We start from the raw sequence: 16,627 nt of genomic DNA on the forward strand, positions 1-16,627 counted from the left end.
CAGCGCAGGCTGGGGTGACGTACTGATGGCTTATCGAAGCCGCAGCGCCTTCATCACATCGGTCCATGAGACGTACTTGAAATTCTGCGTCTCCGGCGCGTTGTCGCCGTCCTGTGCGACCATCAGCCCCTTGGGGAATTTCGGCCCGAAATCGCCGAGGATCAGATCGATCCCGTCGGTTTCGCTGGTCCCGTCGATCGCCCCGCCGCCGATGCGGAAGCGCCCGGCATAGGTGACGTCCGGCAGACGGTAGAGCGTATAGGCATTGTCGCCCTGGCTGCTGACCACCAGATAGCCGCCGGTCCGGCCGGCCGGGGCCAGTGCCAGCCCTTCGGCATCGGCGACCAGGGTGGCAGCGTCGACCCTGGCGATCGCGGTGCCGTCGACCGGAGCGGCGGGATCGGCGGCGAAGCGCCACAGCCCGACATCCTCTTCGGCGACATACAGCAGGCCGGTCCGGTCATCGACCACGCAGCCTTCCGCCTGCGTCCCGACCTTCATCGACCGTACCGTGCGCGCTACCGGCGTCGCGCCGGCCAGATCGATCGACACCTGATCGATCCGCCCGTCCTTCATGACGACGAAGCCGAACAGCGCCTTGTCGGCCTTGCGGGTCCACAGGCACATGCCATAGGCTTCACCCGTTCCGACCGGATAGCGCCCCAGCGGCACCAGCTTCTTCGCCACCGTGTCGAGCGTGAACAGCGCGACATGCGCCTGCGTCTCGTCCGCCCGGTCGCTTGCCGCCGCGATCACCCGGCCGTCGATCTCGCGCAGGTCGACATTGTTGAGCCGCGCGGCGGGCGTGAAGCTCAGCCGCCTGCCCGACAGGTCGTACACATGGATGCCGGCCTTCTTGTCGGTGCCGATCACCAGGCTGGCCGCCGGATTGCGCCGGTTACGCCAGATGGAAGGATCGTCGGCGGCATCGGCGGCGGTATCGACCGGATCGGTCTCCGCGGCCGCCGGCACGACCGGTACGGCAGCGGTGGTCGCTGCCGGCGGGGGCGTCACCGCACACCCGCCGAGCAACGCTGCAACCAGAGCCAAACGCCGCATCAGAAGTTCACCCGCACGCCCGCCTGATAGCGGCGGCCGAACGATTCCCGCTCGATCGTGTAGCGCGTCTCACGGACATAGCGGCGACCCGGACCGTTCAGCAGGTTGCTGAAATTGCCGAACAGTTCGACGTTGCGATTGACCGCATAGCGCAGCGACGCGTCGAGTTCGTCGTCCTTCGCCCAATAGAAGTCGCCGCCATCGGCCGTGCTGCCCAGATCGTCGAGCCAGCGCGAACGGTTCTGATACTGGACCCGCGCCGAGAAGCCGTATTTCTCGTAATAGGCGCCGATATTGTACACAGCGTCCGACGCGCCGGGCAGCTGTACCCGGCCGCCGTCCGGCGTTTCGGCACGGCTGCGGTTGAGCGTCGCGTTCAGCTGCACGCCGAACCCGCCCATCCAGTCGGGCAGGCCGAGATCGGCGACGAACGGGTCGAGCTGCTGCTGGATCGCGCCTTCGATGCCGATGATCGACCCGGTCCCGCCATTGGCGATCGCCGAATAGAGATATTGCGACCGGTCGACCCCGTTCGCGTTCAGCACGTCGCTGTTGAAGGTGCGGGTCGTGTCGAACAGCACGTCGCGCAGCCGCTTGTAATAGGCACCGAACGACAGGAAGCCGGCGGGTGCCACATAATATTCGACATAGGCGTCGACGCCCATCGCCTTTTCGGGCTTCGCGTCGGGATTGCCGCCCGAGATCGTCAGGTTCGCATCGTTGAACGACAGGTTGGGGGCCAGCTGATCGTAATCCGGCCGCGCCGCGCCGGTGTTGAACGACAGCCGCGCCTTCATCCGGTCGTTGACGTCGTAGTTCAGGTGCAGGCTGGGATAGACCAACGTGATGTCGCGATCGATGGTCAGCGGCGTGGCGGCGTTGCCGTTGACGAACGCCGACGAGCGGTTGCGGATATGTTCGACCCGCGCCCCGCCGATGACATTGCCCCAGCCGGTCGTGACCGTCGCCATCGCATAGGCCGAATAGATGCGCTCGTTGACGTCATAGAGGTTGGCGAACTGATCGCGATAGGTTCCGATCGTCTTCGCGCGGTCGACCAGATCGAGGATCTGGCCCTTGCCGAAATATTGGAAGGTATAGCCGAGCGGGATTTCGCCCTGGAACCCGCCGGGGATCGCGATCTGGCCGTAATTGGTCGGGATGCCGGCGGCGGTGAACTGCGCCGCGCTGTTGAGTTCGAGCAGCCGTTCGTCGACCGACTTGGTCCGGTCGTCGAAGCGGACACCGACCGCGAAGGTCGTCCGTTCGCCCAGCAGCCCGTCGACGTCATGGCTGAGGTCGAGCCGCGCGGTATAGGCGTCGGTGGTGTCGGCGGCGATCAGCGAGCGCAGGCGGGCAAGCGAGCGCGGGAAATCCTCGATCGCGGTCACCCGGTCGCCGCGGGCGAAGGTGCCGTTGGCGTTGCGGATCGTGCGATAGAGCTGCACGCGCGCCAGTTGCGGATCGGTCAGGTCATAGGCGACGGTCAGCCGGTTGGCGGCATTGGCGCCGTTGGTGCCGAAGGACGGGCTGTCATAGTTCAGCTGCGCCGGCTGCGTCCGGTCGTCGATCGACCGGGTATAGTTGGCCCGCCACGACACGCGCCACGTGTCGAGATCATGGTCGCCGCCCAGCGTGTTGGTGAACACCGACTGCTTGTAGGCGCGCACGGTGAAGTTGGAATTCAGGTCGATGCCATAGACGGTGCCGCGCAGCGGGGTGTTCCCGGTGCAGATATCGGCATAGCCGGTGGTGCCGGCCGGCGGCGTCGCGTTGACGGTGCACGCGGCGGTGCCGATCGGCACGCGCGACTGCTGATCGTCGAGGTCGAAGATATAGTTGTTGCGCTGTTCGTCGTCCTGGAACGCCGAATAGATCGTCTCGGCATAGATGCGGTGGCCAGGCGCGGGCTTCCAGTCGAGCCGGGTCGACAGCGCATAATTCTTGCGGACGAGGCGGTAGAGCTTGTTCTCGGTCTCGCGGGCCCAGATGCGGTCGGCGGCGCCGGGACGGCGGTCCTGCTCGACCGTTTCCCAATCGGTTTCAAAATTGTCGGTCACCATGCCGCGCCGATACAGGCTGGCCGAGGACGACACGGCGAATTCGCCGATGCCGGTGTCGAACCGGTCGGACACGACCAGCGACCCTTCGAACTCGCGCCGGTCGCCCAGCTCGACCAGACCATAGCCGGCCTTGCCCGCGACATGAAAACCGTCCTGATCGAACCCCGAACGGGTGATAATGTCGATATTGCCCGAAATCGTCTCGCCGACCATGTCCGGGGTCACCGCCTTGCGCACGATGATTTGCTTGGCGATCGCCGAGGGAATCGAATCGAAGCGGGCGGCGCGGCCTTCGGGGCTGACGACGTTGACGCCGTCGAACGACAGCGTGGTCCATTTCTTGGGAGCGCCGCGCAGGTTGACGTAGCGCGCTTGGCCCTGGTCACGCTCGACGGCGACGCCGGGCAGGCGGCTGATCGCCTGGGCGATATTCTGGTCGGGCAGGCGACCGACCGCGTCGGAGGCGATGACCGACACGAGCGCCGGGCTGTTGCGCTGGATTTCCAGCGCGGCGGCTTCGGATTCGGCGATCGGGCGGCTGCCGCGTACGACGATCTCCTGGCCCTCGTCATCGGCGGGGCTCGGATCGACCGCTACCGGCACCTCTTCGGTCGGCCCGGCGAGCGCCGCTGTCGGCAGGAACGCCGCACCGCTCAGCAGTGCACGCATGAAAAGGCCCTGCGAGGACCGCGCAAAATCAGCAACCATGTGTTCTTGTTCCCCTGGAAGCGCCCCAGCTTCCCTCCGGGCCGAGCCCCTGCCGCGCCCGCATGGCAGACCGGTTACGCGGCCATGACCGAACGATGACGCCACCCCTCGCGACCAGCAGTGTGGCTCTGGTGCAACAAGTTATGCAATCCTTTGCAATAGCTATGAACCAGAACGTTGCAATCGTTTGCAATGCCGATTATTTGCGATTCGTGAACCGGTAATCGCCGGACCATTTCCCAAGGAGGGGACCATGAAGGCGTTCCATATTCTGCTCGCGTCGACCGCCCTTGCGCTGCCGCTGCCCGTGCTGGCGCAGACCGCCGATGTGCCCGCGACCGATACCGCCCAGCCCGCCGACGATACCGCCCCCGCCGATGATGCCGACATCATCGTCACTGGCGTCGCGCGCGGCCAGAACCGGCTCGACAGCTCGGTCTCGGTCAGCTCGCTGGGCCAGGAAGCGCTCCAGACAAACGCACCGCGCTCGGTCGCCGAACTGTTCCGCAACATCCCCGGCGTCCGTTCGGAAAGCTCGGGCGGCGAAGGCAATGCCAATATCGCGGTGCGCGGCCTGCCGGTCGCCTCGGGCGGGTCGAAGTTCCTGCAGCTGCAGGAAGACGGCCTCCCCATCCTCGAATATGGCGACATCACCTTCGGCAATGCCGACATCTTCCTGCGCGCCGACCTGAACGTCGCCCGGGTCGAGGCCATTCGCGGCGGCTCCGCCTCGACCTTCGCGTCGAACTCGCCCGGCGGCGTGATCAACATGATCTCCGACACCGGCGAGCGCGAAGGCGGCGTGATCCAGGGGGCGACCGGCATCGACTATCGCGATTTCCGCACCGACTTTTCGTACAGCAAGCACCTGTCCGACACGCTGCGCGTCCATGTCGGCGGCTTCTACCGCTTCGGCGAAGGGCCGCGCGAGGCGGGCTATGACGCCAATCGCGGCGGGCAGATCAAGCTGAACGTCACCAAGGAATTCACCGGCGGCTATGTCCGGCTGTACGGCAAATATCTCGACGACCGCGCCATCGCCTATCTTCCCAACCCGATCCGGGTCAGTGGCACCAATGACGATCCGAAATACAGCGAGATCGCCGGCTTCTCGATCAACCGCGACACGCTGCATTCGCCCAACATCACCCGCAACCTGACGCTGGACGGCAACAACAACCCCGTCGTCAACGACATCCGCGATGGCCAGCATCCGCTGGTCAAGGCGGTCGGCTTCGAAACCCAGTTCCAGCTGGCCGCGGGGTGGAACGTCACCAACCGCTTCCGCTATTCGGACATTTCCGGCCGCTTCATCTCGAACTTCCCGGCGAATGTGGATTCGGCGGCGACCATCGCCACCGCGCTGGCCGGTGCCGGCTCGACGCTCAGCTATGCCACCGGCCCCAATGCCGGCCGCGTGATCGCCAATCCGGCGACGCTCAACGGCAACGGCCTGCTCGCGCAGATCGTGGTGTTCGACACCAAGCTCAACAGCCTCGACAACATCACCAACGATTTCCGCCTGAGCCACGACATTGCGCTGGGTGGCGGGACGCTCGGCCTCACCGCCGGCTTCTACAAGTCGCGCCAGACGATCGACACCGACTGGCTGTGGACGTCGTTGCTGTCCGACGTGGTCGGCGGGGGCAATGCTGCGCTGGTCAACGTCCGCAACGCGGTCGGCACCTCGATCACGCAGAACGGCGTGTTCGGCTATGCCGCCAGCTATTTCGGCGGATGCTGCCGTCGCAGCTACGACCTGAACTACGACACCAACGCCCCCTTCGCCTCGCTCAACTGGTCGGGCGGCGCGCTGACGCTCGACGGGTCGGTCCGCTATGACTTCGGATCGGCCAAGGGCACCGTGGCCGGCGCCGATCTGGGCGGCGGGCGCGTCGGCATCACCACCCGCGACATCAACCGCGACGGCGTGATCGCGGACGCCGAACGCCGCGTCGCGATCATCCCGCTGGGCAGCCCGGCGCCGGTCGATTACGACTTCAACTACTGGTCCTATTCGCTCGGCGCCAACTATCGCCTCAGCCCCGACCTCGCGCTGTTCGGCCGCTACAGCCGTGGCGGGCGCGCCAATGCCGACCGCCTCCTGTTCGGACCCGCCGTCAGCACCACCACCGGCGGCCTGCTCAACGCCGACGCGGCGGTCGATATCGTCCGCCAGGCCGAGGCCGGCATGAAGTACCGCGCGAACGGCATTGCCTTCTACGCCACCGGCTTCTGGGCACGGACCGAGGAGCAGAATTTCGAGGCGACGACCCAGCGCTTCTTCGACCGCAACTACCGTGCCTATGGCATCGAGCTGGAGGGCAGCATCAAGCGCGGTCCGTTCAGCCTGAATGCCGGCGGCACGTGGACCGATGCGAAGATCGTCAGCGACGCGGTCAACCCCGGCACGGTCGGCAACCGCCCGCGCCGCCAGGCGGAGTTCGTCTTCTCGGCCACGCCGCAGATCGACGTCGACCGGTTCACGCTCGGTGCCAACGTCATCGGCACCACGTCGAGCTATGCGCAGGACAGCAACCAGCTGAAGCTGCCGGGCTATACGCAGGTCAACGCCTTCGTGCAGTTCCGCCCGGCGGAGCAGGTCCAGTTCTCGGTCAACGCGAACAACCTGTTCGACACGATCGGCCTGACCGAAGCGGAAGAAGGCGCGATCCCGGCCAACGGCATCGTCCGCGCCCGTTCGATCAACGGCCGCACCATCTCGGCGACCGCGCGCTTCAGCTTCTGACCTCCCTGAAACTGACGCCGGTGCCGAGATCCGTGGCACCGGCGTTTTTTTGTGTTTCAACGCTATCGTCACCCCGGCCTTGAGCCGGGGTCCCGCTTCTTCTTCTAGCGTGGGAAAGAAGCGGAACCCCGGATCAAGTCCGGGGTGACGAGTGGACTGGCTTAAAACCGCGCCCCTAGCTCCACGCCATAGAAACGCGGCTCGCCCCGGATATAGGTCGGCACACCGAAGCCGCCGCCGGTATTGCCCGCGTCGATCAGGTAGCGCTCGTTCGTCAGGTTGCGCGCAAAGCCGCCAATGGTGAACCGCTCGCCCAGCTCCACGCCGGCGCGCAGGTTGAACAGCGTGTAGCCCGGCGTCGAGATGGCCTCGCGGTTCGGCAGTTCGAAGAACACCTTCGACCGGTAGGTCATGTTCGGCACGGCATAGAAGGTCGCCGACCCGATCGGCACCCGCAGGTTCGCCCCGGCCGAAGCGGTCATGTCCGGCTGCAAGCGGAAGCGATTGCCCGCGAACACGCCGTTGGTGGCATCGTCGCCGATCCCGCCATCGAGATAGGCGAAGGTGCCGAACAGCGACAGCATCTGCCCAAGGCGCAGATTGCCCTCCAGCTCGACGCCCAGATTGTCCGCCTTGCCCGCAGAGCGCGTCGTGGTCACGCCGTTCTCGGTCACCGACACCTGGAACCCGTCATAGCGCTGGTAGAACACCGACGCCGCACCGCTGAACGGTCCGACGCGGCCCTTGATGCCGCCTTCGTAGTTCCACACCAGTTCCTCGGGCACGATCTGGAGCGCGGGGATCACGCCCGCCGTCGCGCTGCTGCCGGTGCGCGCCGCGGCCAGCTGTACTACCGGCGAGCGGCGGCCCTTGCTGACGGTGGCGTAGAGGTTGACCGCATCGGACAGGCGGAACAGCGCGTTGAAGCGCGGCAGCACGGCGGCGAAGCTGCGCTCCGCCTCGAACTTCGCGCCGTTCGTATTGGCGGTGCCGAGCAGGCTGGTGAACACCCCGGCGCCTGCCAGCAGCCGCGAGAAGGGTTGGACCGAGCTATAGCCCGACTGCCGATCCTCGATCAGCACCCGCGCGCCGGCGGTCAGTTCGAGCGCAGGGACCGGAATCCAGGTCGCATCGGCGAACATCGAATAGGTGTCGTTATTGCCGAAATTGGTGAACTCCGCCGCATAGGGCAGTTCGGTCAGGCTCCCACGCGACAGCACCGCCGTCGCCCGCGCGCCGGGCACCGTGCCATTGGCCGCGACGCAATTTGGACCGGTCGGGATGCCGGCTTGGTTCAGGATAGCCCGAATCGGCGCATAGCCGGCGGTCACCGAACAGGCGAGATAGGTGCCTTCCTCGGTCGAGAACGGCACGCGCTGATAGCCGTTTTCGAAGAAGGCGTTCCACCCGAACGACGCCCGTGCCTTCTCACCGGTGAAGTTGAAGCGGCCTTCATGGCTCCACTGGTCGCCCTTCGCATCCTCGGCGAATTCCAGATACCAGGCCGGGCCGCCATCGGCGTCGAACGTCTCGAGGCTGTTGAACCGGCGATAGCCGTTGACCGTGGTGAAGGTGACGCCGCGCCCCAGATCGACCGACACGGTCAGGTTGGCGTCATACACGTCGCGGTCGAGGCCGAGCTTGCGCTTGCCTAGTACCTCCAACGAATAGGGCGACCCCGACAGTTCGGCAGTTCCGTAATCGCCGGTCTGCCCGCCGGTGGGCGCGAAGGCGCGGCTCTTGAACGCGGTGCCCGGATTGCGCTGGCCGTCATAGGTCAGCACGAGGTCGGCGGTGACCGCATCGCTCGGCGTCCAGCGCAGCGATCCGCGCACCCCGCGCTGATCCTGCCCGTTCAGGTCGTCCTGATCGACGCGCCCCTGATTCTGGTTGGGCACGTTCGCATCGCCCGCGATGTTGCGGACATAGCCGTCGCGATATTTGTACGCGAAGGCAACGCGCGCGGCGAGCGTGTCATTGCCGGCATTGACCATGCCCGACACCTGCGTCCGGTTGAAATTGCCATAGGAGGCGGCAAGGTCGGCGGCGAAGCCGGACTTGGGTTTCGCCGACAGGATCGACACCGCACCGACCGCGGCCGCCGTGCCGAACAATGTCGCCTGCGGCCCCTTCACCGCCTCGATCCGCTCGAGGTCGAACAGGTCCTGATACGCCCCGCGCGACCGGCTGATGTCGACGCCGTTATAATAGAAGGTGACCCGCGCGCCCTGCTGCGCCGATCCCGAATCCGACGTGATCCCGCGAATGACGAAACCCGGATTGTTCGCGCTCTGCTCCTGCACGACCAGCCCCGGAATATATTGCGCGACATCGGCCAGCGTCGACACGCCGAGGTCCGCCATCTTCTGCCCCGTCACTGCCGTCACGGTCACCGGCACGTCCTCGATCCGCTGCTCGACCTTCTGCGCGGTGACGACGATCTCGTCCGCATCATCCCCCTGCGGCTGGACATTGGCCTGGGCGAAGGCGGTGGTCGAACAACCGATCGCGAGCAGGGCGACGGTCGAACGCAGACACGATTTCATGCAATATCCCCTTATTGACGGCGCGCCTCTAGGGGGGCGGCATGACAGGTCGATGACGTCACGGACCTGTCGCATAGGCTGCATAGGAAGCCGGCCATATCGTTTCGACAAAGGCCCTGCCCCATGACCCTGAACCGCCGCGACGCCCTCCGCCTGATGGGCAGCAGCGCCGCGCTGACCCTGCCGAGCATCGCCCATGCCGCCGCGTCCGCGACGTTCGTGCATGGCGTCGCCAGCGGCGATCCGGCGGCGGACGGTGCGATCCTGTGGACCCGCGCGACGCCGGCGGCGGCGGATAGCGGCGACATCGCACTCGACTGGCATGTCGCCGCGAGCAGCGACGGTCCGGCGCTTACCTCCGGCCGCACGACCGCGCGGGCGGCGCGCGACTTCACTGCCAAGGTGCAGGCGACCGGCCTGAAACCCGGCACCGACTATTGGTACTGGTTCACCGCGCCCGACGGCGCCGCCTCGCCCAAGGGCCGCTTCCGCACCCTGCCGCGCGGCGCCACGCCGCAGATCGCGCTCGCGGTGGTGTCGTGCCAGCTCTATCCCGGCGGATATTGGCACGCCTATACCGCGATCGCCGCCGAACCGCGCGTCGACGCGGTGCTGCATCTGGGCGATTACATCTATGAATATGGCGCGGAGGGCTATGGTGCCGACATCGGCCGCAAGCTCGACCGGCTGCCCGAACCGGCCCATGAGATCGTGACGCTCGCCGACTACCGCACCCGTCACGCGCAGGTGAAGCGCGACCCGGCGATGCAGGCGGCGCACGCCCGCGCCGCCTTCATCTGCGTGTGGGACGATCACGAAAGCGCCAACGACGCCTGGGTCGGCGGCGCGGAGAACCATACCCCCTCTACCGAAGGCGACTGGGCGGCGCGCAAGGCGGCGGCGATGCAGGCCTATTTCGAATGGATGCCGATTCGCGATCCCAAGCCCGGCCAGCCCTGGGCCGCGATCAACCGCAGCTTCGATTTCGGCGACCTGACGACCCTCGTCATGGTCGAAACCCGCCTGCTCGCCCGCTCGGAACAGGCCGCGCCCAAGGGCGCCGGCATCGAACCCGAAGATTATGCCGCGATGATGGCGGTCCGCGCCCGCCCGGATCGCGAACTGCTGGGACGCGGCCAACAGGATTGGGTCGAACGCGAACTGGCCCGCTCGGTGCGGGACAAGCGCCCGTGGCAGCTGCTCGGCAACCAAGTGGTGATGGCCAAGGTGCCCGGTCCCGACCTCATCAAGGAGCTGGGGGCGGAGGGCTATGCCGCGATGCTCAACCGCCTGCCCGCCGCCTATGCCCCGCGCATCGCCGCCGCGCAGCGCAGCTATCGCGCCGGCCTGCCGTTCAATTTCGACAGCTGGGACGGCTATCCCCCGGCCCGCGAACGGCTCTACGCCGCGTTCCGCCGCGCGAAGTCGCGGCCGATCGTCCTGTCGGGCGACAGCCATGCCGGCTGGGCCAACGACCTGCACGACGATAGCGGACGGCTGGTCGCCAACGAATTCGGCGCGACCGCGATTTCCAGCCCGTCCTATGGCTCGCTGCTGCCGGGCCTCGGCAAGGTGATCGAAAAGGGGGCGCCGGAGGTCCGCTACTGCGATCAGGACCGCAAGGGCTATCTGCTGCTCACTCTGACGCCGACCCATGCCGACGCGCAGTTCCGTACCGTGTCGAGCGTCACGACGCCGGAATTCGTGACGGAGACGACGGCAAGGTGGCGGGTGGCAGCGGGGAAGCCCGCGCCGATGGTGGCGGTGTAGCGCCGACCCAGCCAAGCCACCGTACCCCCGCGCAGGCGGGGGTTCAGGGCCACAGACGCAAACGTTCGCGGCTCTGGATCCCCGCCTGCGCGGGGATACGGCAGGTGGCCCGCGTTGCACCCGCCCCGCGCCACCCTACATCAGGCGAAGTGCGCGACCTCCCCGCCCCCCTTGCCGACTGGTTCGCCGCACGCGGCTGGTCCCCGCGCCGCCACCAGCGCGACATGCTCGACGTCGCCCGCGCCGGCCGCCACGCGCTGCTCGTCGCCGCGACCGGTGCCGGCAAGACGCTCGCCGGCTTCTTGCCGACGCTCACCGACCTGATCGAGCGCCCGAGCGAAGGCCTCCACACCCTCTACATCTCGCCGCTGAAGGCGCTGGCGGTCGACGTGCAGCGCAACCTGCTGACCCCGATCGCCGAGATGGACCTCCCCATCCGCGTCGAGACGCGCACCGGCGATACCCCGTCCGACCGCAAGGCGCGCCAGCGCAGCAAACCGCCACATATCCTGCTGACCACGCCCGAATCGCTCAGCCTGTTGCTGTCCTATCCCGATGCCGACCGATTGTTCGCGTCGCTGCGCACGATCGTCATCGACGAAGTGCATGCCTTCGCCACCGACAAGCGCGGCGACCTGCTGGCGCTGTGCCTCACCCGCCTGCAACGCCATGCTCCGACCCTGCGTCGCGTCGCGCTGTCGGCGACGGTCGCTGACCCGGACGGCTATCGCGCATGGCTTGCCCCCCATGGCGATATCGATGCGGTGACGCTGGTGCAGGGGGAGCCGGGCGCCGACCCTGACATTCGCATCCTGTTGCCGCAGGACCGCATCCCCTGGTCGGGCCATTCCGGCCGCTATGCTGCGCAACAGGTGATGCGCGAAATCGAGCGCCACCGTACCACCATCGTCTTCTGCAACACCCGCAGCCTCGCCGAACTGATCTTCCAGGATTTGTGGCTGGCGAACGACGCGCAGCTGCCGATCGGCGTCCATCACGGCAGCCTCGACCGCGAGGCGCGACGCAAGGTCGAGGCGGCGATGGCCGACGGCCGCCTGCGCGCGCTGGTCGCCACCGCCAGCCTCGACCTCGGCGTCGACTGGGGCGATGTCGATTGCGTGATCCAGATGGGCGCGCCCAAGGGGTCGTCGCGCCTGCTCCAGCGCATCGGCCGCGCCAACCACCGGCTCGACGAGGTGTCGAAGGCGCTGCTGGTGCCCGGCAACCGCTTCGAATTTCTGGAGGCGCAGGCGGCACTGGATGCAGTCGAGGCCGGCGAACTTGACCACGAAATCTTCCGCCCCGGCGCGTTGGACGTCCTCGCCCAGCATCTGATGGGCTGCGCCTGCGCCGAACCCTTCGCCGCCGCCGACATGCTGGCGGAGGTGCAGGGCGCGCTCCCCTATTCGGCGCTCGACGCCGACACGTTCGACCGCGTGCTGCACTATATCGCCGAGGGCGGCTATGCGCTCAAAGCCTATGACCGGTTCAAACGGCTGCGGCTGGGCAGCGACGGGCTATGGACCGTCACCAAGCCCGCCTTCATCGCGCAGCATCGCCTCAACGCTGGGATCATCGTCGACGCCCCGACGCTCGACGTGCGGTTCAAGAACGGCCGGCGGCTCGGCACGGTCGAGGAATATTTCGCCTCCACCCTGTCGCCGGGCGACACCTTCTTCTTCGCCGGCATGAGCCTGGAAGTGGAGAAGATCGAGCTGACCGACCTCGTCGTCCGCGCCAGCAGCAAGCCCGCGCGCATCCCCAAATATGGCGGCACGCGCATGGCGCTGTCGACCAACCTCGCCGACCGCGTGCGCGGCTTCCTCGCCGATCCATCGGAATGGTCGCGCTTTCCGGACGATGTGCGCGAATGGCTGGAAATCCAGTCGCGCCGCTCGGTCCTGCCGCGTCCGGGCGAATTGCTGGTCGAAACCTTCCCGCATGACGGGCGGCACTATATGGTCGCCTACAGCTTCGAAGGATGGAATGCGCACCAGTCGCTCGGCATGCTGATCACCCGGCGGATGGAGGCGATGGGGCTGAACCCGATCGGTTTCGTCTCGAACGACTATGCGCTGGCCTGCTATTGCCTCGAACCGATCACCGACCCCGCCGCGCTGTTTTCGCCCGACATTCTCGAACATGAATTCGTCGACTGGGTACAGGGGTCGGCGCTGCTCAAACGCGCGTTCCGCGAGGTCGCGGTGATCGGTGGCCTCGTCGAGCGCCAGCATCCGGGCAAGCGCAAGACCGGCAAGCAGGTCACCTTCTCGACCGACCTGATCTACGACGTGTTGCGCAAATACGAACCCGGCCACCTGCTGCTGCAGGCAGCATGGGAGGACGCCCGCGCACGGATGACCGATGTCGGGCGGCTGGCCAAACTGCTGGAGACGGCACAGGCGCGCATTCGGCATGTGACGCTCGACCGGGTCAGCCCGCTTGCCGTTCCGGTGCTGGTGCTGATCGGGCGCGAGCGCGTGACGCAGGGATCGGCCGACGACGCGCTGCTCGTCGAGGCGGAGGCGCTGGCGGCGGAGGCGATGGCGCTGGATTAGTGGTTCCTGGTTCGCAGTTACCTCTGCCCCAGCGTCCTGTCCGCCCCTGACACTTACCCGCCCGTTTGCTTCGAGCGCAGGTTCGAGCCTGTCGAGAACCGAAGTCGAGAAGGGGTTGCCCCGAACACAGGGTTCTCGACGGACGCTTCTCGACAAGCTCGAAGCTGCTCGAACCGAGCGGATTGGGGGCCAGGATAGCAACCCTCACCCCCGCCGTACGCCGGCGAAGGCCGGGGTCCAGTTGGGATACGTCCGCGACTCCATCGCTACCGCACCGAAGCTGGACCCCGGCCTCCGCCGGGGTACGGCTTCCCTGTGGATAACGCCCGTCCACCAAAAGACCGTATCCCCGCGCAGGCGGGGATCCAGGGTTACGAAGCGCAACGTCCTTGGCTCTGGATCCCCGCCTGCGCGGGGATACGCTCAAGGAGAACGGGCATAACCCCGCCTGTCAAACGTCCAGATTCGCCACGTTCAGCGCATTCTCCTGAATGAAATCCCGCCGCGGCTCGACGACATCGCCCATCAACCGCGTAAAGATCTCGTCCGCCACGTCCGCCTGGTCGATCGCGACGCGCAGCATCGACCGGTTGGCCGGATCGAGCGTGGTTTCCCACAGCTGTTCGGCGTTCATCTCGCCCAGCCCCTTGTAACGCTGGATCGACAGGCCCTTGCGCCCGGCCGCCAGGATCGCGTCGAGCAACTGGCTCGGCCGCGCGACCAGCGTCTCGCCCTTCGCGGCAACGGCAGGCGCCTCTTCCTCACCTTCGGCAGCCGCTTCGCCGGCACTGCGCGCACTGACCAGCTTCGACACGCCGGCATAGCTCGCCGCTTCCTCCGCCGCCAACGCATGGAGCTTGCGCCCCTCGGCCGACAGCAGGAACGCCGGTTCGATATTGTGGGTGTCGGTGACGCCACGCCAGCGGCGCTGGAACTGCAGCCCGCCATCCTCGGTCACCCGCGCGGTCCATTGCGCCTCGCCATCGGTGCGGCCGATGCGCGACACCGCGTCCTGCAACCGCGTATCGCGATCCGCCTGCCCGATCGCCGGATCCAGCACGCCGGCCAGCGCCAGCACCTCGACGATGCCCATGTCGTAGCGGCGCGGGACATAGCGCATCAGCGTCCGCATCCGCCGCGCATGGCCCAGCAGCGCCTTCAGGTCGTCGCCGCTGCGCGCACCGGCCGGGCTTTCCAGCACATGCGCGCTGACCCCGGCCTCGACCAGATATTCGTCGAGCGCGTTGTCGTCCTTGAGGTACACTTCCGACCGGCCCTTCGTCGCCTTATACAGCGGCGGCTGGGCGATATAGAGGTGCCCCGCCTCGATGATCTCGGGCATCTGGCGATAGAAGAAGGTCAGCAGCAGCGTACGGATATGCGCGCCGTCGACGTCGGCGTCGGTCATGATGACGATCTTGTGGTAGCGCAGCTTGGCGATGTTGAAATCGTCGCGGATGCCGGTGCCCAGCGCGGTGATGATCGTCCCGATCTCGCGGCTGGCGAGCATCCGGTCGAACCGCGCACGCTCGACGTTCAGAATTTTTCCGCGCAGCGGCAGGATCGCCTGAAAATGGCGGTCGCGCCCCTGCTTGGCCGAACCACCGGCCGAGTCACCCTCGACGAAGAACAGTTCGGACTTGGCGGGATCGCGTTCCTGGCAATCGGCCAGCTTGCCGGGCAGCGACGCGATGTCCATCGCGCCCTTGCGGCGGGTCAGCTCGCGCGCCTTCTTCGCGGCCTCGCGCGCGGCGGCGGCGTCGATCACCTTCTGGATGATCGCCTTCGCATTGCCCGGATTTTCCTCCAGATAATCTGCCAGCTTGTCGGCCATCAGCGCTTCCAGCGGCTGACGGACCTCCGACGACACCAGCTTGTCCTTGGTCTGCGACGAGAATTTCGGATCGGGCAGCTTGACCGACACGATCGCGGTCAACCCTTCGCGCATGTCGTCGCCGGTGAGGGAGACCTTCTCCTTCTTCAGCATCCCCGACTTGTCGGCGTAATTGTTGAGCGTACGCGTCAGCGCGGCGCGGAACGCCGCCATGTGCGTCCCGCCGTCGCGCTGGGGAATGTTGTTGGTGAAGGCGAGGACGTTCTCGTAATAGCTGTCGTTCCATTCCAGCGCGACGTCGATGCCGACATCGTCGCGGAAGCCGTTGATGGCGATCGGCTCGGGCATCAGCGGGTTCTTGGTCCGGTCGAGATATTTCACGAACGCGGCGATCCCGCCTTCGTAATAGAGCTCGACCTCGCGCGGCTCCTCGTGCCGGGCATCGACCAGCACCAGCCGCACGCCCGAATTGAGGAACGCCAGCTCGCGGAAGCGGTGTTCCAGCTTGTCGAAATCGAACTCGGTGATCTTGAACGTCTCGGCCGAGGGCAGGAACGTCACGCGGGTGCCGCGCTTTTCCGATGGGCCGACGACCTTCAGCGGCGCTTCGGCATCGCCCCGGCGGAAGCGCATATAATGCTCCTGCCCGTCGCGCCAGATCGTCAGGTCGAGAAAGTCGGAAAGGGCATTCACCACCGACACGCCGACGCCGTGCAGGCCGCCCGACACCTTGTACGCATTGTCGTCGTTGGTGTTCTCGAACTTGCCGCCGGCGTGCAGCTGGGTCATGATGACCTCGGCGGCCGACACGCCCTCTTCGCTGTGGATGCCGGTCGGAATCCCGCGGCCATTATCCTCGACCGAGACGGAGCCATCGGCGTTCAGCGTGATGAGGATGCGGTCGCAGTGCCCGGCCAGCGCCTCGTCGATCGCATTGTCGCTGACCTCGAACACCATGTGGTGCAGGCCGGAGCCGTCGTCGGTATCGCCGATATACATGCCGGGGCGCTTGCGGACCGCGTCCAGCCCCTTGAGCACCTTGATCGAATCTGCGCCGTAGTCGTTCTGATTGGGGTTCGTTGCCATAGCGAGTATATAGGGTTTTGCGCGAGGGAACTAAAGCAAAACCCGCATAGGATGCGGGTCGTTTCGGCGCCCCACGTTCGTCATTCCCGCGAAGGCGGGAATCCTTAAACGCCGACGGCGCGGCAGGGTCGCTAACGACAGCGTGTATGGACTCCCGCCTTCGCGGGAGTGACGAAATCTCGCCATCCGTTCCGCCTGAATAATGAACGGCAGCTAACAGGCGCATTCAGTATCGGCTCAAGCGAATCGGCGCA

General features: G+C 66.5%; 7 protein-coding genes. 3 read left to right on the plus strand and 4 right to left on the minus strand.

The genetic code is table 11. The features are described 5' to 3' along the window. Nucleotides 1–30: 30 nt before the first annotated feature. Nucleotides 31–1,059 (minus strand): phytase, encoded by a 1,029-nt coding sequence (locus PPZ50_RS00875; RefSeq protein WP_066691913.1) that lies wholly within the window; start codon nt 1,057–1,059, stop codon nt 31–33. Then, nucleotides 1,059–3,791, minus strand: a complete 2,733-nt coding sequence (locus tag PPZ50_RS00880) for a TonB-dependent receptor (protein ID WP_066691915.1) — start codon at nt 3,789–3,791, stop codon at nt 1,059–1,061. Before PPZ50_RS00880 ends, PPZ50_RS00875 begins: the two co-directional genes overlap by 1 nt. Nucleotides 3,792–4,083: 292 nt before the next feature. On the opposite strand from PPZ50_RS00880, the gene PPZ50_RS00885 reads away from it, so the two are divergent. After that, entirely contained in the window at nt 4,084–6,579 is a 2,496-nt protein-coding gene (locus PPZ50_RS00885) for a TonB-dependent receptor domain-containing protein (RefSeq protein WP_066691918.1), read from the plus strand. Nucleotides 6,580–6,740: 161 nt separating this feature from the next. On the opposite strand, the gene PPZ50_RS00890 is transcribed toward PPZ50_RS00885, so the two are convergent. Beyond that, nucleotides 6,741–9,125: a TonB-dependent receptor gene (locus tag PPZ50_RS00890; protein WP_066691921.1), complete on the minus strand. Its 2,385-nt coding sequence runs from the start codon at nt 9,123–9,125 to the stop codon at nt 6,741–6,743. A 123-nt stretch (nt 9,126–9,248) separates the two neighbouring features. Between PPZ50_RS00890 and PPZ50_RS00895 the strand changes: the two genes are divergently transcribed. Continuing rightward, nucleotides 9,249–10,895, plus strand: coding sequence for an alkaline phosphatase D family protein (locus PPZ50_RS00895; protein ID WP_066691924.1), 1,647 nt, complete (start codon nt 9,249–9,251; stop codon nt 10,893–10,895). Between the two features lie 149 nt (nt 10,896–11,044). Then, the gene (locus tag PPZ50_RS00900; RefSeq protein WP_272815644.1) at nt 11,045–13,453 is read left to right on the plus strand and encodes a ligase-associated DNA damage response DEXH box helicase; all 2,409 of its coding nucleotides are present in this window, start codon (nt 11,045–11,047) and stop codon (nt 13,451–13,453) included. A gap of 451 nt (nt 13,454–13,904) precedes the next feature. Here the strand turns inward: PPZ50_RS00900 and gyrB are convergent, their stop codons facing one another. Continuing rightward, complete coding sequence (gyrB, locus tag PPZ50_RS00905; protein WP_066691926.1) at nt 13,905–16,373, minus strand: DNA topoisomerase (ATP-hydrolyzing) subunit B; 2,469 nt, start codon at nt 16,371–16,373, stop codon at nt 13,905–13,907. Between the last annotated feature and the right edge of the window lie 254 nt (nt 16,374–16,627).

This window comes from Sphingomonas hankookensis (genome assembly GCF_028551275.1).
GTDB lineage: Bacteria > Pseudomonadota > Alphaproteobacteria > Sphingomonadales > Sphingomonadaceae > Sphingomonas > Sphingomonas hankookensis_A.